The 23,457-nt window shown below is 51.3% G+C and carries 19 protein-coding genes; 8 read left to right on the forward strand and 11 right to left on the reverse strand.

Annotated elements, in window-relative coordinates; all coding sequences use genetic code 11:
- Nucleotides 1-9: 9 nt before the first annotated feature.
- The 3 genes from ACYU87_RS21785 to treF all read right to left on the reverse strand — a co-directional run bounded on the left by ACYU87_RS21785 (nucleotide 10) and on the right by treF (nucleotide 4,128).
- Complete coding sequence (locus tag ACYU87_RS21785) at nucleotides 10-1,662, reverse strand: glycerol-3-phosphate dehydrogenase/oxidase (protein ID WP_461136216.1); 1,653 nt, start codon at nucleotides 1,660-1,662, stop codon at nucleotides 10-12.
- Between the two features lie 132 nt (nucleotides 1,663-1,794).
- Nucleotides 1,795-2,412, reverse strand: coding sequence for a hypothetical protein (locus ACYU87_RS21790; protein WP_461136217.1), 618 nt, complete (start codon nucleotides 2,410-2,412; stop codon nucleotides 1,795-1,797).
- A gap of 180 nt (nucleotides 2,413-2,592) precedes the next feature.
- Nucleotides 2,593-4,128, reverse strand: a complete 1,536-nt coding sequence (gene treF / locus ACYU87_RS21795) for an alpha,alpha-trehalase TreF (RefSeq protein WP_461136218.1) — start codon at nucleotides 4,126-4,128, stop codon at nucleotides 2,593-2,595.
- Between the two features lie 411 nt (nucleotides 4,129-4,539).
- Between treF and mscL the strand changes: the two genes are divergently transcribed.
- From mscL to ACYU87_RS21815, 4 genes are all read left to right on the forward strand, one after another.
- On the forward strand, nucleotides 4,540-5,019 hold the full coding sequence (mscL, locus tag ACYU87_RS21800) for a large conductance mechanosensitive channel protein MscL (protein ID WP_461136219.1): 480 nt from the start codon (nucleotides 4,540-4,542) through the stop codon (nucleotides 5,017-5,019).
- 143 nt (nucleotides 5,020-5,162) lie between these two features.
- Nucleotides 5,163-7,157 carry a M1 family metallopeptidase gene (locus tag ACYU87_RS21805; protein ID WP_461136220.1) on the forward strand — a complete coding sequence of 665 codons (1,995 nt, stop codon included), beginning with the start codon at nucleotides 5,163-5,165 and terminating at the stop codon, nucleotides 7,155-7,157.
- 27 nt (nucleotides 7,158-7,184) lie between these two features.
- Entirely contained in the window at nucleotides 7,185-7,679 is a 495-nt protein-coding gene (locus ACYU87_RS21810) for an NADH-quinone oxidoreductase subunit C (protein ID WP_461136221.1), read from the forward strand.
- A 76-nt stretch (nucleotides 7,680-7,755) separates the two neighbouring features.
- Entirely contained in the window at nucleotides 7,756-9,426 is a 1,671-nt protein-coding gene (locus tag ACYU87_RS21815) for a hypothetical protein (RefSeq protein WP_461136222.1), read from the forward strand.
- Between the two features lie 7 nt (nucleotides 9,427-9,433).
- On the opposite strand, the gene ACYU87_RS21820 is transcribed toward ACYU87_RS21815, so the two are convergent.
- The 6 genes from ACYU87_RS21820 to lpdA form a co-directional block, all read right to left on the reverse strand.
- Nucleotides 9,434-10,885: a SusD/RagB family nutrient-binding outer membrane lipoprotein gene (locus ACYU87_RS21820; protein ID WP_461136223.1), complete on the reverse strand. Its 1,452-nt coding sequence runs from the start codon at nucleotides 10,883-10,885 to the stop codon at nucleotides 9,434-9,436.
- A 71-nt stretch (nucleotides 10,886-10,956) separates the two neighbouring features.
- Entirely contained in the window at nucleotides 10,957-14,136 is a 3,180-nt protein-coding gene (locus ACYU87_RS21825) for a SusC/RagA family TonB-linked outer membrane protein (RefSeq protein WP_461136224.1), read from the reverse strand.
- A 267-nt stretch (nucleotides 14,137-14,403) separates the two neighbouring features.
- Nucleotides 14,404-15,768 carry a M28 family peptidase gene (locus ACYU87_RS21830; RefSeq protein WP_461136225.1) on the reverse strand — a complete coding sequence of 455 codons (1,365 nt, stop codon included), beginning with the start codon at nucleotides 15,766-15,768 and terminating at the stop codon, nucleotides 14,404-14,406.
- Nucleotides 15,769-15,869: 101 nt separating this feature from the next.
- On the reverse strand, nucleotides 15,870-16,115 hold the full coding sequence (locus tag ACYU87_RS21835; protein WP_461136226.1) for a DUF2442 domain-containing protein: 246 nt from the start codon (nucleotides 16,113-16,115) through the stop codon (nucleotides 15,870-15,872).
- A 6-nt stretch (nucleotides 16,116-16,121) separates the two neighbouring features.
- Nucleotides 16,122-16,391 (reverse strand): DUF4160 domain-containing protein, encoded by a 270-nt coding sequence (locus ACYU87_RS21840; protein ID WP_461136227.1) that lies wholly within the window; start codon nucleotides 16,389-16,391, stop codon nucleotides 16,122-16,124.
- A gap of 101 nt (nucleotides 16,392-16,492) precedes the next feature.
- On the reverse strand, nucleotides 16,493-17,914 hold the full coding sequence (gene lpdA, locus ACYU87_RS21845) for a dihydrolipoyl dehydrogenase (RefSeq protein WP_461136337.1): 1,422 nt from the start codon (nucleotides 17,912-17,914) through the stop codon (nucleotides 16,493-16,495).
- Between the two features lie 211 nt (nucleotides 17,915-18,125).
- On the opposite strand from lpdA, the gene ACYU87_RS21850 reads away from it, so the two are divergent.
- Entirely contained in the window at nucleotides 18,126-18,695 is a 570-nt protein-coding gene (locus tag ACYU87_RS21850) for a hypothetical protein (protein WP_461136228.1), read from the forward strand.
- 15 nt (nucleotides 18,696-18,710) lie between these two features.
- Here the strand turns inward: ACYU87_RS21850 and ACYU87_RS21855 are convergent, their stop codons facing one another.
- Nucleotides 18,711-20,675, reverse strand: coding sequence for a sensor histidine kinase (locus tag ACYU87_RS21855; RefSeq protein WP_461136229.1), 1,965 nt, complete (start codon nucleotides 20,673-20,675; stop codon nucleotides 18,711-18,713).
- Between the two features lie 725 nt (nucleotides 20,676-21,400).
- Between ACYU87_RS21855 and ACYU87_RS21860 the strand changes: the two genes are divergently transcribed.
- From ACYU87_RS21860 to nth, 3 genes are all read left to right on the forward strand, one after another.
- On the forward strand, nucleotides 21,401-22,000 hold the full coding sequence (locus ACYU87_RS21860; protein WP_046577036.1) for an RNA polymerase sigma factor: 600 nt from the start codon (nucleotides 21,401-21,403) through the stop codon (nucleotides 21,998-22,000).
- Nucleotides 21,975-22,226, forward strand: coding sequence for a hypothetical protein (locus ACYU87_RS21865; RefSeq protein ID WP_461136230.1), 252 nt, complete (start codon nucleotides 21,975-21,977; stop codon nucleotides 22,224-22,226). Before ACYU87_RS21860 ends, ACYU87_RS21865 begins: the two co-directional genes overlap by 26 nt.
- 77 nt (nucleotides 22,227-22,303) lie before the next feature.
- A complete protein-coding gene (gene nth / locus ACYU87_RS21870) occupies nucleotides 22,304-22,948 on the forward strand; it encodes an endonuclease III (RefSeq protein WP_461136231.1) in 645 nt (214 codons plus the stop codon).
- Between the two features lie 81 nt (nucleotides 22,949-23,029).
- Here nth and ACYU87_RS21875 read toward each other — a convergent pair whose 3' ends face one another.
- The gene (locus tag ACYU87_RS21875) at nucleotides 23,030-23,449 is read right to left on the reverse strand and encodes a nucleoside-diphosphate kinase (RefSeq protein ID WP_461136232.1); all 420 of its coding nucleotides are present in this window, start codon (nucleotides 23,447-23,449) and stop codon (nucleotides 23,030-23,032) included.
- Nucleotides 23,450-23,457 lie beyond the last annotated feature (8 nt).

The following is a 23,457-nucleotide window of genomic DNA, read 5'->3' on the forward strand; positions in this document are numbered from 1 at the left end:
AGCCGGTTATTACTTCGATGCAACTGCGGTCTGGCTTACTAATCCGGCTTGTTTACTGAACGATTCCAACAGGCGTTGGTAGGTCTGTGTCTGTTCAACCCGATGAGCGTCATCCCACTCAAGTTCAGTGGCCATCAGACTGGCTACCTGTGGGGTTAGCTCAGCGGTTAGCTGCCAGTTAGACAGTTCAAGCCGCCACCGGCGAGCCAGTACATCGCGGAGGGTAACGGCCATTTCTTCCCGCACCTGGTATACCACTTCGGCCTTGATAAAGGGCTGACTATCGGTTAGTTTTTCGGCCAGAAAAGGCTGAATTTTGATGAATTGAGCGACGCGTTCAGCCCGGTTTCCATACGTTCGCATTAAGTGCTGGCAAACATCAGCCGGCAAGCTATACTGAGTTTGCAGAGTCTGCCAATCCTCGAATCGGTATCCTTCACCACCAATCAGGTAGTGCGTTTCTGTGCGGCCAGGAACCGTTTTCTTCAGCAATTCACCCGCCCGGTCAATGGCGTCCTGGGCCATGAGCCGGTAGGTTGTCCATTTGCCACCCAGCAGGCTTAGCAAACCCGACGCTGAGTCATGCTCGACTTCGTGGTCGCGAAGCAGTGTTTTGGTATCGGCACGGCTGCTGACAATCAATGGGCGAATACCCCCAAAGCCAGCCTGCACCTCCGCCCGAAGCGGCATCTTCGCCAAATAAGGCTTTACGGTTTCCAGCAGATAATCGACTTCGTCCGGCTCCAGCACCGGTTCCTGCGCCAAATCCGAATAGTCGTTATCAGTTGTACCCACAAACACGTTATCACCGAATGGAATGGCAAAAACCACCCGGCCATCTTCCGTTTTCGGAATCAGTATGGCGTAGTCGCTCTGCAGTGTTTCGCGGGGCAGTACAATATGCACGCCCTTACTGGGCCGAATGCGCGATTCCAGGGCGGGGTTGGCCAGCAATCGAATCCCATCGGCGTAAGGACCGGTGCAATTTAAGAAGACCGTAGCTCGAACGTTTATGCGCTCGCCCGTCAGTTGATCCTGAACAACCGCCCTGTTGAGCTGGCCTTTCTCCCGCCCGAAATCGGTAACGGCGGCATAGTTAACCACCGCAGCGCTGGCTTCATCGGCCGAGTGCGCCAGGGCCAGCGCGTAACGGGCATCGTCGAACTGCCCATCGTAATAAAGTACCGCGCTGTGCATCTGACGCGTTAGCATCGGGCTTTTTGCCAATGCTTGCGCCTGGTTAAGCCAACGTCCTTTGGGAAAGGCATCATGACCAGCAATGAAATCGTATAGCGACAGGCCGATGGTCATGTACATACCCTCAAACCAGCTGAATACGGGCGTTAAAATAGCCAGCGGATGCGCCAGATGAGGAGCATTCCGGATAACGGTCCGGCGCTCGGCCAGGCCATGCCGAACCTGCCGTAGTTGCGCCAGATCGAGCTTTTTAATGGCCTGTTCCAGATACCGAACTCCGCCGTGAATCAATTTTGTGGATCGGGAGGAGGTTTCTCCGGCAAAATCACCCCGGTCAATCAGAGCCACGCGATAGCCGCGAAGAGCTGCGTCCAGAGCGGCACCTGCCCCACTGGCACCTGCCCCGATGATGCAAATGTCAAATGTTTCCTGCTGCAGCCGCTCCCAGTTTTTTTTCCGATTCATACGTAAAGGTACACGGTTAGTGGCGATGTTACTCAACGAGATACATCATCCGGCCCTCTATCTAATTAGGTATAAAACAGGGCATTTAGTTCATTAGCCATGCGAATTGAACCACATCACGCAGCTGATTCATTAACCCGAAAAACTTCGGCTACGGCCCCCAAAGAAACCACTTCGGCCACCCGATGGCCGGACAGTACGGGTTACGCGCGATGTACGAACGTTCTCGCCAACCTGCGTTGACCGCTGGTACAGACCCGGATTTGCATACACACCGGAGCCGTAACGGCGCTGATCGTCGCGGTACTGGGGCGAGTTAGACCGGCCCAGCATATAGCCTAAGCTACCCCAGAGTAACACGTTGGCCAGGCCGCTGTGGTGTTGCGACTGGTACGCATTGGGATTATTGAGGTAGGTGCTGGTCGATTTATCGGTTTCGACCAGTTTTTTGGCAGCGTCAACGCTAAGCGTATCCCGATGGCCGTCAAAATAGCTAACGATGGCTCCGGCCTTGTCTGGCCCCGTTTGCACTTCATCGGTAATCTTGAAGTTGCCGGGAGCCGTCTCGGTGATATAGGTTCGGACGCCTTGTTTGAAGCTTGTTTCGGTTCGCTCACCCGCTTCGTCGGCGTTATCGCTGCCGCAACTCTGCAGCATAGCAGCTCCGTTAAGAAGTGCCAGCGTGAGGGTGGCGCTGAGGGTAATGTCTTTCACGCGCCGAAGAACGGTATGCTGACGAAGGGGGGTCATAGCCTGAATAATATGATGTTCAGCCACTAAACTACGGCACTGGGCCGAGGGTTACAACCAGATGTGGATGAACCGTCGGCCTGACCGACCAACGGTCGATGGAAGGGACGAGAATCAATGGTAAATAAGCGAACGAGTGAATGAGCGAAAAGGCGGGTGTTCGAGCGAGCACTCGTTCGCTCATTCACTCGTTACATCCTTATCCATCGCCAGGTACACGCCGTTCGTCCAGCCGAAGCCGTCCTGGTTAGGGTATTCGCCACCGCCCGTGGTAAGGGACGCCTGGACAACGTTGTATTTTTCCATCATCTTTCCTGTTGCCCGGAATACTTTATCATTCAAACTCATCCAGCGATTCCGGCCTTCGCGTGCCGTTTCGACAAAGCCGTAATTGATCAACGCCTGATAAACAACCCATTGCAGGGGAGCCCAGCCATTGGGCCAGTCCCACTGCTGTCCTGTCTGATGAAGCGTGGTAACCCAGCCGCCCGGTTGCAGGAAGTCCGCTTTGAGCAAGTCGTGAACACGGGCTGCCTGCTCGGGTGTAGCCAGTTTGAAGAACAAGGGAAACACACCACTCAGGGTCAACGCGTCCGTTTGCCGCCCCGCCACAACGTCATAATCATGGAAAAATCCCGTGTCTTCGTTCCAGAACAGCTCCTGAATGGCCCGCGCGCGCTGGCGGCTCAGAGCAGTAAATTTTTCGTCTGGAGAGACGTCTGAATCGGGCTCGCCGGTTACGTTATGCAGGGCGCTTTCCAGAGAATAGAGCAGGCAATTCAGGTCGACGGATACAATGTCGGACGCGTGAATACTGGTCATTGTGTGCTGATCGCGGAGCCAGCGGCTGCTAAAATCCCAGCCTGATTCACAGGCCGCCCGAATATGATTGTACAGTTCGGCGGGAACAACGCCGAGGGGTTCGGCCATGTGCGCTAACTCAATTTCCTCCCGGTAAGATTCAGGCCGTGGCTCCGACGATTCGTCCCAGTACCGATTCAATACGTATTTGCCCGCCACTTTCGCGACGCGGCTGTGCAGGGTTATTTCATCTGTTAAAGCCTCCTGGTTTTGCATCCAGAAGTCATACTCCCGCAGCAGCTGCGGTTTGTAGATGGCCCACGTTTCGGGCCCGGCAATGTCCGCGAGCAATTCCACCATCAACGTGAAGAAAGGCGGCTGCGACCGGCTCATGAAATAGGTTCGGTTTCCGTTCGGAATGAAGCCGAACTCGTCGATCAGAAACGCGAAATTATTGAGCATATCCCGGATTAGATCGACCCGATTGGCTTCTTTCAGACCAAGCATGGTAAAGTACGTGTCCCAGTAGAAAATCTCCCGAAAACGGCCTCCCGGCACAACATAGGGGTACGGCAACGGTATGCGCGAATTCCCAGTTATCGGGTCTCCATCGGCCGGATGGGTGAGGTGTTCCCACAGCCGGTTAATGTGCTCCGCCGTATTAATGGACGTATCGCTCACGTACTTATCGGCTACTTTCTCGGGCTCATTAAAGTAAGCATGCACAAAGGCGCTCAGATCAAAGTCAGGCTGGTTTTTCTGGCGTTGATACTGCGCCATGATTTCGGCTGGATCGCATTTGGGCGTACAGTCGACAAATGTTTTTGAGTCGGCGAAAACATGGGCAAGCTGTACATCCGTAAACAGATCACCGAATAGCTGATCGGAGGATTGGGGGAGTGCGGAATTTATCAAAATGCAATAAAATCAGTTCAGATGCTTTCCCCTAAAAGAGTAAGCAGGCCTTTTGTGTTCAATCGGCAGAGAAAAAGGCAGGATGGCAGGACGCACTATGTATGTCTATACTGTATTAGGCCAGGGGTTGTAAGGACACAGTCCCTCTGCCGGATGGATGTACTGTAGCTTGATTGGGCTGTGAGGACATAGCCCTCGGAGTAGGCGTAATGGCCTGTATCTTACATCTATCAGCCAATACATCTTCTTCATTTTACACAACCCGACTACCCTGCGCAACGTTGAGTTGTACGAACAGACGCAGTAATGGGTCCATAGAATAAGTTATTAACAAACAGACAATTATCTATCTGTCAGATCACTACCTTTTCGTAGTACTCCCATTCTTTAAATCAATAACCTCATACGTGTATGTTGAAGGAATTCAAAGAGTTTGCCATGCGTGGCAATGTCATGGACCTGGCGGTTGGCGTCATTATCGGAGCCGCTTTCGGCAAAATCGTTGATTCGGTTGTCAACGACCTGATCATGCCCCTGGTAGGTCGGGCTATCGGCAATGTCGATTTCAGCAATTTGTACATCCCGCTCTCCGATAAAATTACGGATGGTCTTTCATTGACCGATGCCAGGAAACTGGGGCCAGTTTTCGCTTACGGCAATTTTCTAACTATTCTGATCGACTTCCTCATTCTGGCCTTCATCATTTTCCTACTTATTCGGGGTATGAATCGCCTGATGCGGGTCAAAGCCGAGGTTGAATCCGTACCCCTGGCACCTACGAAGGAGGAAGTCTTGCTGACCGAAATTCGGGATGCGCTACGGGCGAACCCACTTACGGCGCGGTCATCCACTGTAAACACGCTGGACGTGGGCGATAAACAAATTCCCTAGTCATTACGTACTTTCTATAGTAGGACTATAGGAGCCTGGGTACGGGATTTCAGCCGACTGACGGGGTTTCCGACGAAATTCATCCGGTTGCAATCCCGCCCGCTTTTTCGGTACTTAGCCGCTTGTATCGACCGACCGCGGCCATGAATCAACTTGTATCCCTGCTCCTGCTGGGTATGTCGTTAAGCAGCTTTGCTCAGCCAGCAAAGCCGATATTCCCTGTGCCCCTGAGTCCGCGTCTGGCTAATTACCAGATTGATGTGACGCTGGATCCCGTTTCGAAAAAGATCAAAGGACAGGAAACGCTGACCTGGCGTAATCCGTCCGGCGATGTTATTCGGGAGCTGCGGTTTCACCTCTACTTAAACGCTTTTCGCAATGACAAATCGACCTTTATGCGGGAGTCGGGGGGGCAGTTGCGGGGTGATGCCATTGACCGGAATGCGAAAGAAAATCCCTACGGCTCCATTGAGATAGTGTCGATGAGCAGGCGCGGTGACCAGTCGGCAGGACGCACGCTGGCGGCATCGGAACCGCTGGTCTACCAGTTCATTCAACCCGACGATCAGGCGGCCGGTACCCAAAACAAAGACGACCATACGGTTATTCGGGTGCCATTGAGCAAGCCCATTGGGCCGGGTGAGACCGTTGTCCTCGACATTGCGTTCCGGGCTAAGCTGCCCAAAATTTTTGCCCGTACGGGATTCAGCCGCGACTTTTTCCTGGTGGGGCAATGGTTTCCAAAAATCGGCGTGTATGAGCCAGCCGGAACGCGCTATGCAAAAGCAGGTCAGTGGAATTGCCACCAGTTCCATGCCCATTCTGAGTTCTATGCCGATTACGGCGTCTACGATGTGGCGATCACCACCCCGAAGGCGTATTGGGTGAGTGCTACGGGCTTGTACCAGTCCGAAAAACTGCACCGCAACGGCACAAAGACCCTTCGTTACCATGCCGAAGACGTCGTTGATTTTGCCTGGACAACCTCCCCCCATTTTAAGGTCATTGAAGACAAATGGAAACGCCCGACCGGTGGTTTTGTCAGCCTGGAGCTGGTGATGCAGCCCGAGCACGTTCATCAGGCAAAACGCCATCTTGATGCGATCAAAGCGGCTCTGGCGTACTTTGACAAACACCTCGGCCGGTATCCATTTCCCAACCTGACTATCGTTGATCCGCCCCTTCATGCCCAGGGCTCGTTCGGGATGGAATACCCTACATTTATTACGGCCGGCAGCGCCTGGTTTCTCCCCCCCGGAGCCCGGTTTCCGGAGATAGTGACCACGCATGAGTTTGGCCACCAGTACTTTATGCAGTTACTGGCCACGAACGAGTTTGAGGAGGCCTGGCTCGATGAAGGTTTCAATCAGTATTACGAAGGCCGGATAATGGATGCGACTTACGGGCCTCGTTCGTCGCAGATCGACTTACTCGGCTTCGGAATGGGCGATCTGGAAAGCTCGCGTGACAGTTATGTGCACCAGGATAACCCAGCCATCGGGTCGTCGTTTGGCAACACCTGGCAATTGGCCGAAGGGCAATACAGCGTGCTGACTTACTCCAAAACGGCAACCTGGCTGCGAACACTGGAAGGTCTGGTCGGTCGGCGGGTCATGGACGAAATCATGCAGACGTATTTTACCCGCTGGAAGTTCAGGCACCCCAGCGGTCAGAACTTCATCGACATTGTCAATGAGCTTGTGCCCAGACGACTCGGTACCAAATACGGGCCCGACATGAACTGGTTTTTCGATCAGGTCCTCTATGGCGACAACGTAATCGACTATGAACTGATCTCGCTGAAAAACAAGACACAGGCGGGGCTAAAACAGAGCATTATCACGGTTCAGCGGAACGGCGACGGGATAATGCCCGTTGATGTGCTGGTGCATTTCGACGACGGTCACGAGCTGATGCTGTTCTGGGACGGCAAGGGACGCCAGCGTCGGTTCACCGTGGCAGAAAATGCAAAAGCCATCTGGGCCCATGTTGATCCGAAGCAGAAAATATACATGGATACCAACCTGAACAACAACAGTTTAACCTTAGCACCTTCTGCTGCCCCGGCGGCCAAGTTTGCCACTAAATTTTTGTTCTGGATCGAAAACTGGATGCAGTGGCTGGCCTGGCTGGCATAGTACAACAAGTTCTATTTTTGAAAGACAATGACCTTTACCGAAATAACCACTCTTCTCCAGCATCAATTCGGCCCGGATTCCATCCAGGCCAATACCCAGAATCCACAGCCTTACCTGACGGTTCCGGTAGGTCAACTGGTTGACATTTGCCAGGTTCTGCGCAATGATGAACGACTATTTTTCGACTTGCTGGCCTGCCTTACAGCCATTGATAATGGGGTGCAGGTTAATACCATGGAGGTTATCTACAACCTTACATCCATTCCCTACGAGCACAACCTGATGCTTAAGGTTATGGTGCCCCGCATGGCTGGTAACGCAAAACTGCCCGTAGTACCGAGCATCGCCCACGTCTGGCGAACCGCCGACTGGCACGAGCGGGAAGCGTTCGACCTGGTTGGTATTCATTTTGAAGGCCACCCTGATCTGCGCCGAATTTTACTGCCCACCGATTGGGTTGGTTATCCACTCCGCACCGACTATCAGGAAGAAGAGCAATACCACGGCATAAAAACAAAGTAAGCTGTCGACATTTTAACGCAATTGTTGACTGTTTATCGATTTCGTTTGTTATTGCTTTATCTGTACGCTTAAACAAATGAAAAACAGTTTCCGGCTCTTTTGTAGTGGATTGCTCAGTACCCTTCTTTTCATCGCTTTACCAGCGCAGGCCCAAACCGACTCGGTTGTCGTTACGGGCCGTATTCGCCACCTGTCGGCCCGGCTGTACCGGGAGTCGCCTACGGTTCTAGTGAGCCGCAATAATATTCTGCAGGCCAGCCGCGAACTGGTTCGTCAGGCTCCTCTTGCGGTCGATGGTACGTTCCGGGTAGCCTTGCCATTGATCTATCCGCAGGAGGAAATGTACTTCAACTACGGGCGCATTTCAACGGCGTTTCTGGCAGCACCCGGCACCCTGACCATTGACCTGGATGCCGACTCGCTGTTCACGGCAGCCGTTCCATTTCGGTTCGGGGGCGTCAATGCGCAGGTGAATGGCCAATTTGCCCGGTATAAAGCATTCGAAGCCTCGTTTCCCGATAAACCGGATGGCAAGAAGTTAACGACACAAATAGCTGATCTATCCAGCGAACGGGCATTCGGGACACTCGCCAGAGCCTATCAAGCACCTTTTGTTGCCTTCAACCGAAAAGAGAAAGCGTTTCCGCTGGTTGGCCGCTGGATCACGTCCAGCAATCGCTACAATGCAGCCGCTTTTCTGTACGATAAAGCGACGTACGAGGCCGAACAGATTCCAGCTTCGCTGACCGATTCCCTCCGCCCGGCCAACGATAATATTCTTACGGCGGCCCGTGCCTCGGCCATGAATCGCTTCGCCAGTTATGCCACACAGCGCGTGATGACGGAGTCGTCAACTAGCCGGTCCAATGGGCTTACGGTGCGGGCATTATCTATTTTACTGGAGCGGTATGGCAAAAACCTGACCGCCGACGAGCGCCTTCGACTCAGCGATTATGCGCTGGCAAACTCAGCGCGCGCATCGGACTTGAGATTTTTCGATGGCCTGGTCAAGCGAAGTCCCGATACGCTTCAGCGACTGGTCAACTACGAAACGTTGATTCAACGCAGCATTCGTCAATTCGATAGTCTGTCCGTAAACTACATCGCAGCCTACTGGCTGGCATCGTCCCTGCCCGGCCTGACGCTCAATTTCGCCGAATTGTTGTACGACTATGGGCGTTCGCAGGTGAAAGATCCGTCGCTGGGCCAATCACTCGATGAGCTGTACCGGCTTGAGGTGAAAGACAGCACCCGTATTCGGGCGGCTATTAAAACGCTGAGAAATGCAGGAAATCTGGCGTCTTCACTGGAAATATCGCCCGGTGTATTTGTCACGAAAGCTACATCTGGTGCTGGCTTTTCGCTATTTGATCAGGTGGTCAATGCAAACCGGGGTAAGGTCATTTACCTGCTTTTCTTCTCCCCCACCGATGAAGCTGGTCGGCAGGCAGCCATCGACGCCCAGCGCCTGCGGAACGCCTACAGCTCGCGCGATTTCTCGCTCGTCTATTTACCCTTACCGGGTACCGATCAGTCGCTATGGCCCGAAATGGCTAGCCGGTACAATCTCGCGGGCGATCATCTTTTGCTGACGGATAACCAACTGATTGATGCCGTTGAACGGTTGCGTTCGGATGATGACCTCTCCGGGACAGTCATTAATCGGACGGGGAAGATCGTAAAACGAAACGCGCCCTTGCCGGGCGCGTTCGAAGAAGTCAGGAAATTGATCAATAAAAACCTCTAGGTCGTCTTTATTTTGCCCACCAGAGTCTGGTTTGCATGGTATTGGTACCTCCCATTGCGGTTAGAGCCGCTTTCAGATTGGCATTATTCAGGTTTTCTTCCGAGGAAGGGTAAGGCAGACGCGTTGGAATCAGTCCCGCGTTGTAGTTGACTTTAGGAACCGTCAGGGCAGGAATTCCTGTCCGGCGGTATTCAGTCCAGGCTTCAACTCCCTGGCCGAACAACGCAATCCATTTTTGTTCCAGCACTTGCGTCAGCGCAGCATCACCCGTTTTGAGGGCGTTTTTGGTCAGGTAATCCGTCGGTACCGTTAGTTTATAGTAAGCGATAGATGCTTTGATGCCTTCCTCGTAAGCTTTGGCAGCATCACCAGCGGCCGTAACCCCTTTTAAGGCGGCTTCAGCCTTGATAAAATTCAGTTCGGCATAGCTCATGATGACACCCGGTGTAGTTTCCTGCACAAAATAATCGCCCACTTTGGATGTGTTGGTGAAACCTAATGCCCCGGCATCGGAGTTAGGCAATCCATTCGGCACGCCTTTGTACAGACCCGTGGCAGCCGCCTTATTGGCGTAAACGGCCAGCCGGGGATCGCCCAGCGACACGAGTTTATCAACCATAGCGGCACTTACCCGGTGATCATCACGGGTGCGCCGGTTCTCATTGGTCGGGTTATTATTCGGCCGGGCCAGATAGACCAGTTGAGCCGCATCCGTATTCGACGTCATCACGGGATATTTCGTCGGATCGCTCAGGATACGGGTCATTTCCGCCTTTGGATCCATGGACAGACCCGTTTTACCAACCATCCGATTCAGTAACCGCAAGCTCAGTGAGTTGGCAAACTTTTTCCACTTGGTCATATCGCCGGCGAAGAGAATATCGGCGTCTTTGTCGACAGTACGGGTACTGATCAGGTCGCTGGCCGTTTTAAGATCATTGATCAAGCCGGCATACACATCTTTCTGCGCATCGAATTTAGGCGATACAATGCCGCCTGTTGTTCCTTTCAGCGCTTCCGAGTAAGGAATGTCGCCGTACACATCGGTTAGTACCGAGTATGTCCAGGAACGCATAATCAGACCGATTGCCTGAATATTTTCATTATTAGCCGACTTGCCAAGTTCGTATATCTTCTGAAAATCGGCCTGTGCTTCGTTGTACAAATAGCGCCAGGGCAGATCCTGTAAATCGCTGGTGTAGCTGAACTGATCGATTTCCGTGTACTGGATCCGGGCCGTGTGCTGTGCCCAGCCGTTGCCCGCATCCAGCCCTAACGAGACCGTGCTCGACGGCCCAATGATGTTGCTCACGGCGGAGTAAATGCCGTGGGGCAACAGCCGCTCGGCGGGTACGCTCGTCGGATCGTTCGGGTTGGCATTGGTCTCATCAAACTTATTTTCACAGCCACTCAACATCAGGAGAGAAAGCGTGAAGGAGAGAAAGAATATTTTTTTCATGACTGATCGTCTTTGTGTATCGCGGTGTTATATCGGTACTTTTCTGTTTAACAGCTATTTACACAAATTTTTTAAAGGCCAAAGTTGAGGTTGAAGCCCATGCTACGCGCCGAGGGCGTGTTCCCATTTTCGAACCCCTGTACGTTCCCGTCGCCGTAGTAGCTGGTCTCGGGATCAATGTGCGGCAGATTTTTGTAGAGCAGCGCCAGATTGCGGCCCACCAGCGCAAACGTAGCATTGCGGAATGGAGTCTTGCCCAACCAGCGTTGCGGAATAGCAAAGCCCAGTCGCACTTCGCGCAGCTTGACGTAGCTCGCATCGAAGATATAGTTCTCGTTAACGTTCCGATTGTAGTAGTTGTGATAATAATCATCGGCAGAGGCCACCGCTGTCGTATTCGGGGTGTACGTGAACGTGCCATCGGCGTTGGCCTTCTCCACCACGCCCTGCCCGACAATATTCCCCTCGCGACCGGGTAGTGTTTCGGCCAGCACACCCGTATAACGGCCAATGTTGATGCCCTGCGAGAACACATTGCCCCCGTATCGCACATCAATCAGCGAACTGAGCGACACCCATTTGTAGGTAAACGTGTTCTGAAAACCACCCGTCCATTTCGGCATGATGTTACCAACCACCTTCCGATCCGACGCCATAATTGGATAGCCCTGGCTATTGAAAATCAGGCTACCGCTTGGATCGCGCCGGTAATAGGTACCGTAGAAATTCCCGTAAGGATCGCCCGGACGCGCTTCCAGAATTACATTCCGCAGCAGCGAACCCGTGTTGATCTGGTACGTAGACAGGCCTCCCAGGTCGACCACTTTTGAGCGGTTCAGGGCAAAGTTGACGCCTACATCCCAGCGAAAACCACCCGCACGCTTAATGGGTGCTCCCGATAATTCAATCTCGAAACCGCTGTTCCGAATCCGTCCGGCATTGATGACCGAGTTATAATAGCCTGAACTCTGGGCTACGTTAGCTTGCAGAATCTGATTGCTCGTGTTTTTGTCGTAGTACGTAAATTCGAAATTCAGGGCATTCCGGAACAACCGCGTTTCAACGCCAAACTCAATGGCCGTTGTTAGTTCAGGCTTCAGGTCCCGATTGTAAATCAGGTTGTTCTCCGAGAAAGTCGTGGTGTTCCCCCAGGCCGTTTCGTTCGAAAAAACCTGCGTCAGGTTATACGGATCGGTATCGTTACCCACCTGCGCGTAGCCACCCCGCAACTTGGCATACGACAGAACGTTGGACGTCATTCCGAGCATATCCGTCAGAATTGCGCTGGCCGAGATGGATGGATAGAAATAGCTGCGGTTGCCAGCGGGCAACGTGCTGGACCAGTCGTTACGGGCTGTGAGATCAACGAACAAATAATCCCGGAACGACAGCGAAGCCGAGCCGTAGAGACTATTCACGCGTTTATCAGTCATCCGATTATAGACCGTCGGGCGTGACTTGGCATTCCCAATATTATAGAGATTCGGAATCGTCAGCTCTGAGGCATACATATAATCCCGCTGCGTAAAATTCCGGCGCATGTTACCCCCTACCGATGCCACAACGTGAAATTCGCTAACCCGCTTGTCGGCCGTCAACAGGAAATCACTGTTTGTTTCGCTTACATAAACGACATCTTCGGCATAGCTTCCGTTGGGCAGGCCCACCGCTTTAGCCTGTTTGGTCATTCTCCGGTCATTCGAGAAATCGGTTCCCGTGCGCCCCGTCAGCGTTAGCCAGTCGGTTAATTTATAGGTAGCGGTTATGTTGCCAATAATGCGGTCTTTATCGTTTGCGTATTTAAAGTTACTCAGTGCGTACGCCGGGTTGTTCCAGTAATTCGAATTCCAGTTCCGCTGAACCGGCCACTGGCTTGGATCGGTGCCCGTTTCGACGGGATTTGCCTTGAGGTCTTCCAGATCAACCTGACGGCCAAACCAGATCCAGTAAAGGTTTAGATTCTGTCGATTGTCGGAGCCATCCTTAATGTAATTAATGCTGGTCCGAACCGTGAACTTCGGGGTGAAATTCCAGCCGGCATTGAACGATAGATTTTGCCGTTTGTAATTCGTGTTCGGCAACATCCCCTTCTGATACAGGTTGGTATAGCCCAACCGAAAATCGCCTTTTTCAGTACCACCCGTGAGCGCAATGCTGTTGCTCGTGGTAACACCCGTATCGTAAAAATTCTTCACGTTGTCGGGTCGGGCAATCCAGGGGGTGGCGGTCCGTTTGCCATCAGCCCCGATGGGCGAGTTGTACTGCGGAATCAGTCGACCATCCAGCCGGGGTCCCCAGCTTTCATCCACGCCATCGTTAACCCCACCACCCAGGCCATCTACGTACGAAAACTGACCCTTAAGCCCCTGTCCGTATTCATTCTGGAAGTCGGGGAGCCGTAGCGGGTTGTCAAAGGTCGTATTTGTGTTCACCGTTACCCCGATGTTCTTGCTGCTCGCCCCCCGTTTGGTGGTGATCAGAATAACTCCATTGGCCGCCCGGGAGCCATAAAGTGCGGCTGCGTTGGCTCCTTTCAGAACCGAAATATTATCAATATCGTCGGGGTTGATGGACGAAGCGCCATTACCATAATCGGTCGTTACATTGTTTACGTTTCCGCCGGTGCTGCCGGGCGTTACGTTGTAGCTGCCGTTATCGATCGGAATCCCGTCGACCACGAACAGCGGCTGGTTATTGCCTCCAATGGAGTTGGCCCCCCGAATCAAGATTCGTGACGAAGCACCGGGTAAACCGTTTGTTGCCGTCACCTGAACACCCGCAATCTTACCCGACAGCGCGTTAACCAGGTTTGTCGGACGAGCCTGCGTCAGTTCATTCCCTTTCAGTTCCTGAAGGCTATAGCCCAGCGCTTTTTTATCGCGCGAAATTCCCAGAGCCGTCACCACTACTTCGCTTAACTGCGAGGCATCTTCTGTCAGAGAAATGGTCAGTTCAGTCTGATTGCCAATAGCCGTTTCCTGCGAGATGAAGCCAATGTACGAAACAGTCAGCGTGGCACTAGGCTGGGCACTAATCGAGAAGTTTCCGTCGGCATCGGTTACGGCCCCTGCGGTAGACCCTTTAACCAGTACGTTAGCACCCGGAAGGCCTTTCCCGTCGGTTTTTGAGAGGACTTTTCCCGTGATCGTGCGGCTTGTGTTTTGCGCCCAACCGACCGCCGATGTGAGCAGCCAGAAGGCAATCATCAGGCAATAATAACGTCCTGATACATTTGTTAAACGGTGTTTCATAAGCTGTTAGGAAAAAAAAGAAACAGGTATACACGCCAATCTTTCCCTAAATCTACGCAACAACCAATGGCCTTTCAATTAAAAAATAATACAATATTCTATCTTTAACATTAAATACAAAATAATATTACGTTAATACTATTTTAATAGATACCTTGCTATTGGTTGAATATTGCCGTAAATGGCCACAAAAAAAGTCTGAAGAAGCAGGTGTGTAGCCCTGTCTCTCCAGACGTATCCATTACTCGTTATCGACTTATTACCCTGCTACAATCCGTGTTGATCCAGTAAGTACACCAGAGCCGCCATCGAGGCAGCACCCAGTTCCAGTTCGCGCTGGCTAACCGTTTCAAACTTATCTATCGTGGTATGGTGGTAATCGAAATACCGTTGAGAATCGGGCTTGAAGCCAAACAAAACCGTTCCCGACTGCGCTAGTGGGCCAATATCAGCCCCACCCCCGCCAGCCCCGATTTCCAGAAGGCCGTACGGGGCCAGCAGTGGTTTCCAGGGGGTTACTTTTGCCCGTTGATCAGGCGTACCGACAATACCGAAGCCGCGTGGGGTAAACCCTCCATTGTCGGATTCGACGGCGGCAATGTGCTTTTCATTATTCTTTTTGGCTAAGTCAGCATACTGAACACCACCCCGAAGGCCGTTTTCCTCGTTCATGAACATCACCGCCCGGATGGTACGCTTAGGCTTGATACCCAGCGCTTTCATGATTCGCAGTACCTCAATGGATTGCACACAGCCCGCGCCATCATCGTGTGCGCCTTCGGCCAAATCCCAGGAATCCAGATGACCGCCCACCACAATGATTTCGTCGGGTTTCTCGCTGCCCCTGATTTCACCGACGACGTTGTATGACTTGGCGTCGGGCAATGACTCACAGCTTTGCTTGAAGTAAAAAGTCAGGCCTGGGTTCTCGGCCAGGGACTTGCTCAGCAGATCGGCTCCATTGGTACTGATGGCCGCCGTCGGAATTAGTGGAACGCCAGTGCCGTAGCGCATACCACCCACGTGTGGATTGTCGTCGTGTATGTTGGTCATGGAGCGCACAATGGCCCCAACAGCGCCCAGTTTAGCGGCTTCCGTAGCGCCATTGGCCCGCTGATCGACGGCTCCGCCGTACGCTTCGAAGGTATTGATTTTAGTGGGGTCCATGGGGCGGTTAAAAAAGACAATCTTGCCCTTTACCTTGTCCGGTCCCAATGCCCGTAATTCGGGAAAGCTTTTCACCTCAATAACGCCAGCCTCAACACCCTTGGGACCCGTAGCCACCGAACCGCCCAGGGCCGCAATGGGTACCGTAGTCTTCTGTTTACCCGTACGGATATAGGCTTCTTCTTTCGCGCCCCGCACCCAGTAGGGTACCATCACATCCTGCAGAAACACCCGATCGAACCCCTCTTTTTCCATCACCTGTTTCGTCCAGTCAACGGCTTTCTGCGCACCTGCCGATCCGCTCAGGCGCGGCCCGACCTGCTTGGTGAGGTAGCGCAGCCATTCGTAGGATTTACCATGGGCGAGGGCTTCGTTATAGATGCTCCGGATGGCGACTGAATCCGCATTTTGTGCCTGGGCATAGCCGACCAGCACGGTAAAGAGGAGAGTAATTGTTTTTTTCATTGTAAAGGCTGTATTGGTTAAGAAAGCAATATACAGAAAAGCCCGGCCGCTTTGCAGCAACCGGGCCCGTGTATTTCTGAAGCGAAGTCGTTTAAAACAAGCTAGGCGTTCTGTAAGCCTGTGCCTATATGCCATAATGTATCAGCACTTAAATCGATGTCTCCACCCAGCCATTCTACGTAGTACTGCTTGTTCTCCACTTCGCTGAATAGCTCAGGTTTTTGTAGAGGTCTGAATGCTTCAGACTGCAAATAAGGAGTAAGGTCGGCGACTTTTTTAACACCATTGTCAAACGTACAGACCAATCTATAATCGCTGAGAGGCTTTATGTATGTTAGAAACCGCATAACAGTTTATTTTAATGCATCAATTTTAAAGACGGTATTACCCTCCGTTGCTAACTGCCAGTTTGCCATCAGTTCATCTTCATGTATCTCAACCCAAGCCTGCACCAACTTCAGTTTCCCGGCCGGAAAACTACCTGTTAGTAAACTACCTTCAGGTATAGAAACAACTGCCTTTTGGCCGGAATATTCTATATGAATATGGGGTAGATGGTGTTCTTTATTATCAAAATAAAACATTCGTATAATAATACCGTAAAACATTGATAGTACAGGCATAAGCAAACGATTACAAGTTACTAGTAAATACACTATTTTTATCAAAAACAGGCCCGGCCGCTTTGCAGCAACCGGGCCCGTGTACGTTTATGTCTAGGCAATTACATATTGATTGCCCGGTTGTCGGTAGCGGCCAGACAGGCTTCTTTGAAGGCTTCTGTGTAGGTCGGGTGCGCGTGCGACATGCGCGATACGTCTTCGGCAGATGCCCGGAATTCCATGGCAACAACCGCTTCGGCAATCATATCGGCGGTGCGGGCACCAATCATGTGAACGCCCAGAATCTCATCGGTTTCTTTATGCGCCAGCACTTTCACCAGCCCGTCAACGTCCATACTCGCCCGTGCCCGACCCAGTGCCTTGAACGGGAACGAGCCGACTTTATACGGGATGCCTTCCTGCTTCACTTCCTCTTCCGTGTAGCCTACCGATGCTACTTCCGGCCAGGTATACACCACACCCGGAATCAGTTTATAGTGAATATGTGGCTTTTGGCCCACGATAGTTTCGGCAATAAACGTTCCTTCTTCTTCGGCTTTGTGCGCCAGCATAGCACCCCGAATCACGTCGCCAAGAGCATAAATGTGCGGAACGCTCGTACGCAGGTGATTGTCTACCTCAACTTTGCCCCGCGCATCAGTTTTCAGCCCGGCCGCTTCCAGGTTCAGTCCATCGGTGTAGGGGCGACGGCCAACCGATACCAGGCAGTAATCGCCGGTAAGGGTAATCTGTTCGCCTTTTGGCGTGTCGATGCTGACAACAACTTCGTCGCCCGTGTTTTCTACTTTGGTCACTTTATGGCTGAAGTAGAAATCGGCACCGAGCTTTTTAACGGACTTCTGAAGTTCTTTACCCATCGTTTTATCCATCGTCGGAATCATCGAATCGGCAAACTCCACAAACGACACTTTCGAACCAATCCGGGCGTATACCGAGCCTAGTTCCGCACCAATGACGCCCGCGCCAATGACGATCAGGTGTTTTGGGATTTCGGGAAGCTGAAGCGCTTCGGTAGACGTAATGACCCGTTTTTTATCAATGGGCATCGATGGAAACGACATCGGTTTCGAGCCCGTAGCAATCACAATGTTTTTGCCTTTGATAACCTGCTCCGACCCGTCGTCTTTCGTAATTTTAATGGTATGCGGATCAACGAACGAAGCAAAACCATGCAGTTCGTCGATCTTGTTTTTCTTCATCAGAAACGTAATCCCTTTCGTTGTCTGATCGACTACACTGGCTTTGCGGGCAATCATTTGAGCCAGATCAACCTGCAAATCGGCCAGCTTAATGCCATGCTCGGCAAACGTGTGCGCGGCATTGTAGTAATGCTCTGACGAGTCGAGCAGCGCTTTCGACGGAATGCAACCTACATTCAGGCAGGTGCCACCAAGCGACTGATATTTTTCAATAATGGCCGTTTTTAATCCGAGCTGAGCACAGCGGATTGCGCCCGTATAGCCACCCGGCCCCGAACCAATGAAAATCACATCGTATTCCATAAATGACATTAATTTTTTGATGTTTGTGGCTTGAGGTTTGTTGCTAGCTCACGGATAGATCAGTTGCCAGCTGGCGACCGAAAACCTCAAACCATACACATCAACCTGTTTACCAAGAAAGCATTCTGACTGCAAATTTGGTTCAGAATTTGATTACCCAAACCGATTTGTTAAAAATCGTGTTGGTTCTCCCGTAAGGCTCTCTTCATCAACGCCCGTTTTGTCCTGATTTATGCGTTTTGTTTATCCCGTTCTCCTCTCATTCTCCCTGTTAATCAGTAGCTGCAATGATCCCGCCCAGCAAACCCAGCCGAATGTTTATTACGACGTATTAAGCTACGTGAAAGGCCAGATTACGGACTTATCAGCCCAAAAACCACTCATCAGCAAGACGGTCGCCATTAACGAAAAGCGAAACCAGCAAACCACTCGTGACATTAACTGGACGCGCGAACTGGAGCTGTTCACGCAGGCCGATATCAACAAGCCCGCTCTTCGTAGCAGCTATCAGATCATCCGGCCAGATTCGCTGACGTATCAGTACACCCTGAAAAATTCGGAAGAGCGGTTGACGGTTCGGTCGCTTACCGTACGACTCGATTCGGCAACCCATAAGCCAAGCCGGATTGACGCTGTTTTGCAGACCAGAAATCCGCTCTATTCATCGGAGCGTCGCCTATCGCTCAATAGTGGACCTGGCACCAGCAAAGGCTGGGGCATCCGGCATTATACCGTATCGGGTTTCCAGAAACTACCGTATTTCGACAAGAATGAATTTCTGGTTGACGGGCAGATCAAGTAATCGCTGACTCAGCGCTCAGGCAATGGCCAGATTTGGCGAAACAGGAAGGATAAAGATAAACGTGGTGCCCTCGCCTTTACCAGAGTGAATTTCATAGCGCCCCTGGATCAGGTCCATCCGGGCCTGAATATTATGCAGACCCATGCCAGTGGCATCGGTAGGGTCCATACCACAGCCGTTGTCCTTCACGATCATGTTCAGTTCGTTGTTGAAACGGCGGAACAGAATGTCGGCCTCCGTCGCTTCCGAATGCCGGAGAATGTTACTGCAAAGCTCGATACAGATTGAATACAGATTGAACTCCGCCGTTTTGCCCAGACGGGGCAGCTCTTTGTTATTGAGCCGAAAGGTTATTTTCTGGGTCAGATTGAGTTTGGTGACCAGCCGGGTCAAAGCTTCCGACAAGCCTTGTTTTTCCAGTTCGTCGGGTTGCAGATTGTGCGACAGGTAGCGAATTTCAGCAAAGGCCTCTTTGGCCATATTCAGCAGATTGTGGTAAATCTTCTGTTCACCCTCCGCCATGTGTGCCGGATTCAGGGCCGACATGCTGGTTTTGATTGCAGCCAGCAAGCCACCCAGACTATCGTGCAGATCGGCCGCCATTCGCTTCCGTTCGAGTGTTTGCCCACGCAGGAGGGCTTCTTCAATCTCCCGGTTCTTGGCCCGTAACTGGTCATTGGCTAACTTCAGCTCAACGGTGCGGGCAAACACTTTGTCTTCCAGATCCCTGTTCAGTTCCTCTATTTCCCGTTTCTGCCGATTGATCAGCCGATTCTTTCGATAATAAAGTATTAGAAAGCAGAGGAGCATAGCCAGCCCACCGAACATAACAACCCGCATCAGATTCGCCTGCCGGATGTCGTGACTCAACTTATTGATGTGTGCCCGGTGTTCCAACCGGCTCTTCTGCGATTCGGCGCGCAAACGTTCCGTTTCAATTCGTTGCTGAAGCTGGCTCATGCGGGTTTGTCCGGCTAGCTGCTCGTGTTCGGCTTCCGCCCGTAGCCGGGCAATTTCTGCTTGTCGACGAATGTTGATCAGCTGTTGGCGCTGAATGACCCGCTCCCTGTCTGCAGCCAGGCGAACCTGGTTTATATCATACTTTTTTTGCACAGCCGACAGTTCTTCTATCCGATTAAGATTTGCCAGGCTATCCCGGAGCATGCTGTACTCTTCGTACATAGCCAGTGCCTGAGCGGGCTGGTTAGCCAACCGATAAGCCTGGTACAGCGATTGAGTAGCCAGTTGCTGCACCTGAATAAATTTTGACTCGCGGGCAACGGCAGCGGCTTTCTCCCCAAATTCAATGGCCAACTCAGGCTTGCTGACTAACGTATAGGCCTCCGACAGCCGGGCCCACACAACTGCCTGTCCGGCCCGATCCTTAAGTTTGGTCCAAACAGCCAGTGCGTCGTTAAAGTGATTGATGGCCTCCAGAGGCCGGTGCCGGCTAATAAAAAAATCGCCCAGGCGTTCGTTTGTATAGGCTACATTTATTTGGGAGTGCACCTCCTGGGCAATCGTTAAGCTGGTCTCAAATTGCTGGCGCGCCAGGTCATGCTGACCGCGGATTTCATACACCTCGCCCTGCTGGGTCACGGCCTGGCTAATGAGTAATTTCCTGTTTCTGGGCGTCAGCGATGTATTGTACCCCAGCAAAGTCTGGGAGAGCTGGTAGCTGCGCAGGGCATGGTCATACTCTTTCAGAAGCAGGTATATATCGCCCATGTTCATCTGAACCTGCCAGCGCGGAGAGCTTTCCTGGGGTAGCTTCACACACAGTTCAGAAGCCCGTTGATTGATTCGAAGCGCCTGGGAGAAATCACCTTTGATGGTTCGAATGTAATGTTCCTGCAACATCATAGCCCGAACCGTATACAGCCTGTTGTGATAACGCAGCGCCTGCTCTTCCAGCTGCCTGGCATACAGAAAGCTACTATCCCGTTGGCTACCCCGCATCTGCTTAAATACCAATGCCATGAACCGTATACCCTCCAACCGTAATGTGTCGTTGGACGAAGTTCGGGGTAGTTGGCTTGAAATTTGTCTATGCACACGGCCCAGACTGAGTAAACTATCCATGTAAGCGGAGTCGCTCCGTCGATCGAAGTCCAATTCCGGCAATACAGGACACGATTGCCCGAAGCAGGCCGTATAGCAGCCAAGCATTATGATTCCAGACCAACGTGATTTCATAGAATACCTATTAGTCAAACTAATAGCTTGCGAAGACTCTAAAGTAGGTATTTGCCACAGTAAATCAATAGGTTGACTAAAAAATAGAACTGACTTGGGAATTGATAGCAGCCGACTAGTAAGCACCCCCAACGGCTATGGTTGACGTACCAGACTAGTCTGACGGAATGGATACCGAACGACTTACAGAAGGCTCAAAAAAATTTTAATTTAATTTTAAACGAATAGCCTGCCAAGTGAATCTATAGGAATGTATCAAACGTAAGTACAATTAATTCTCTGAATAAGCTAGATTTGGCAAATTCCGCCCAACTCAGTAGTCTTCGAGAACAAAAAATAAGTTTTTAATCGAAATGCTACCGTTTGGCAGATTTTTTGCAACATTAATTTGCAGTTAAGCCTATTTTTTTCTTACTTTTAAGGCTGGAAAAATTAAAATATCAAAAAAACACAACTCTCCCATACACTATCGAAACACTGCTCTACGTTACATAATTGTCTTACTGAAAATGGAAAAAGCCCAGGTAAACGACAGTGAGTTGATTTCCCTGTATATCCGTGGTAATGAAAAAGCCTTTGCTAAATTAGTGCAACGGCACAAATCGAAGATTTACACGACAATCTACCTGATCGTTAAAGATCAGTACATTGCAGAAGACTTAATGCAGGACACGTTCATCAAAGCCGTGGACACCATTAAGTCGGGTAGATACAACGAGGAGGGAAAATTTCTACCCTGGATTATCCGAATTGCTCACAACTTGGCCATTGACTATTTCCGAAAAGATAAACGCTACCCCAGTGTGGTGTTTGAGGACGGAAGCAGTGTTTTCAATACGCTCGAGTTTGCGGAGGATTCAGTCGAATCTCTCCAGATTCGGCAGGAAACACACGAGCATTTGCGCGAATTGATTCAGCGATTGCCGGAACAACAGCGTCAGGTGCTTATCATGCGGCACTACGAGGAAATGAGTTTCCAAGAGATTGCCGATGCAACCGGCGTCAGCATTAACACGGCTTTGGGGCGTATGCGTTATGCGTTAATAAATTTACGCAAACAACTAAGCAAACGTTCGCCGAGTTATGATAAAAACCTTTACCCAAGATGATGTGATCCGGTATGTCTATGAGGAGACCTCGCCAGAGGAAAATCTGCTCATTGAAGACTCCCTAATGTCGGAGCCGGAATTGATGACGTTCTTTCTCGAAGCGCTCGAATTACGAGCGTTGATGAACAAGATTGAACGTGAACCCCGTCGAAATACAGTCCAGTCTATCCTAACGTATTCTAAAAACCATCCAGCCAATCCACCTGCCCGCCTGCGACAAACGTAGCGACCAGTTGAATTGGCCGGTTTTAGTGCTTTGTCCACAGTCTAATTACATAGACTGTGGACAAAGCACGTATTACTATGCAAAAAAAAGAACGGTTCAAACGCTTCATTGACTACTTTACCCAACATTACCCGGAACCTAAAACAGAGTTGACTTTTAGCAACCCGTATGAGTTGCTGGTAGCGGTCATTTTATCGGCGCAGTGCACAGACAAACGAATCAACCAGATTTCACCCGCGCTCTTTGCCCGGTTTCCCGAGCCAGAATCGCTGGCTGCCGCTTCCGCCGACGAGGTGTTCACCTATATCCGCAGTGTTTCCTATCCGAATAACAAGGCCAAGCATCTGGTTGGAATGGCCAGAACATTAATGGATACGTTTGGGGGAGAAATTCCGGCGACGGTTGAGGAATTACAGACGCTACCGGGTGTAGGCCGTAAAACGGCTCATGTGATTCTGTCGGTGGTGTACAATGAACCGACAATGGCGGTCGATACGCACGTCTTTCGGGTGTCTCATCGTCTGGGACTGGCTCCGCTCACGGCCACGACCCCCCTGGCTGTGGAAAAAGCGCTGATGGCCCACATCCCGAAACAATACGTTCCTAAAGCGCACCACTGGCTCATTCTACACGGCCGCTACATCTGCCTCGCCCGATCGCCCAAATGTACTGTGTGCGCGCTGAGGGAATTTTGCAAGTATTATGAGAAAGTAAGTAGTTAGGAGTGAGAAGCCAGGAGCAAAAAAGCGCCACCGGATACGTGCAGTAGCTATTCTCACTCCTCGCTACTCACTTCTGACTACTTAATACTGCTCCGTACCGGCGAAGAAAAAATTACCCTCTATAGCGGCATTTTCGTCTGAGTCCGAGCCGTGAATCGCGTTTGCTTCCAGTGACTGGGCATATAACTTACGAATGGTTCCTTCTTCGGCCTGGGCGGGATTTGTCGCGCCAATAAGCTTACGGAAATCAGCAACGGCGTTTTCTTTTTCCAGAATCATCGGAACGATCGCTCCCGAAGACATGTAGGTGCGCAGGCCATCATAAAAAGGACGTTCACTATGAACCGCATAAAATTGACCAGCCCGCTCGGTCGTTAACTGTGTTTTTTTGATTGCTACGATCCGGAAACCCGCTTCTTCAATCATTTTGATAATTGCTCCCGTATGCCCGGCTTCGACAGCATCAGGCTTAATCATAGTGAATGTTCGGTTCGTTGCCATTTTATATG

The organism is Spirosoma lituiforme (assembly GCF_054776635.1).

What these genes read in the sequence shown, in the direction of transcription:
- ACYU87_RS21860 (WP_046577036.1), top strand. Translation starts at nt 21,401, where the DNA reads ATGGAAAAAGCCCAGGTAAACGACAGTGAGTTGATTTCCCTGTATATC.
- ACYU87_RS21875 (WP_461136232.1), bottom strand. Translation starts at nt 23,449, where the DNA reads ATGGCAACGAACCGAACATTCACTATGATTAAGCCTGATGCTGTCGAA.
- ACYU87_RS21815 (WP_461136222.1), top strand. Translation starts at nt 7,756, where the DNA reads ATGAAAAACAGTTTCCGGCTCTTTTGTAGTGGATTGCTCAGTACCCTT.
- ACYU87_RS21805 (WP_461136220.1), top strand. Translation starts at nt 5,163, where the DNA reads ATGAATCAACTTGTATCCCTGCTCCTGCTGGGTATGTCGTTAAGCAGC.
- ACYU87_RS21865 (WP_461136230.1), top strand. Translation starts at nt 21,975, where the DNA reads ATGATAAAAACCTTTACCCAAGATGATGTGATCCGGTATGTCTATGAG.
- ACYU87_RS21790 (WP_461136217.1), bottom strand. Translation starts at nt 2,412, where the DNA reads ATGACCCCCCTTCGTCAGCATACCGTTCTTCGGCGCGTGAAAGACATT.
- ACYU87_RS21825 (WP_461136224.1), bottom strand. Translation starts at nt 14,136, where the DNA reads ATGAAACACCGTTTAACAAATGTATCAGGACGTTATTATTGCCTGATG.
- nth (WP_461136231.1), top strand. Translation starts at nt 22,304, where the DNA reads ATGCAAAAAAAAGAACGGTTCAAACGCTTCATTGACTACTTTACCCAA.
- ACYU87_RS21820 (WP_461136223.1), bottom strand. Translation starts at nt 10,885, where the DNA reads ATGAAAAAAATATTCTTTCTCTCCTTCACGCTTTCTCTCCTGATGTTG.
- ACYU87_RS21830 (WP_461136225.1), bottom strand. Translation starts at nt 15,768, where the DNA reads ATGAAAAAAACAATTACTCTCCTCTTTACCGTGCTGGTCGGCTATGCC.
- ACYU87_RS21855 (WP_461136229.1), bottom strand. Translation starts at nt 20,675, where the DNA reads ATGGCATTGGTATTTAAGCAGATGCGGGGTAGCCAACGGGATAGTAGC.
- ACYU87_RS21840 (WP_461136227.1), bottom strand. Translation starts at nt 16,391, where the DNA reads ATGCCTGTACTATCAATGTTTTACGGTATTATTATACGAATGTTTTAT.
- ACYU87_RS21810 (WP_461136221.1), top strand. Translation starts at nt 7,185, where the DNA reads ATGACCTTTACCGAAATAACCACTCTTCTCCAGCATCAATTCGGCCCG.
- ACYU87_RS21835 (WP_461136226.1), bottom strand. Translation starts at nt 16,115, where the DNA reads ATGCGGTTTCTAACATACATAAAGCCTCTCAGCGATTATAGATTGGTC.
- ACYU87_RS21785 (WP_461136216.1), bottom strand. Translation starts at nt 1,662, where the DNA reads ATGAATCGGAAAAAAAACTGGGAGCGGCTGCAGCAGGAAACATTTGAC.
- mscL (WP_461136219.1), top strand. Translation starts at nt 4,540, where the DNA reads ATGTTGAAGGAATTCAAAGAGTTTGCCATGCGTGGCAATGTCATGGAC.
- ACYU87_RS21850 (WP_461136228.1), top strand. Translation starts at nt 18,126, where the DNA reads ATGCGTTTTGTTTATCCCGTTCTCCTCTCATTCTCCCTGTTAATCAGT.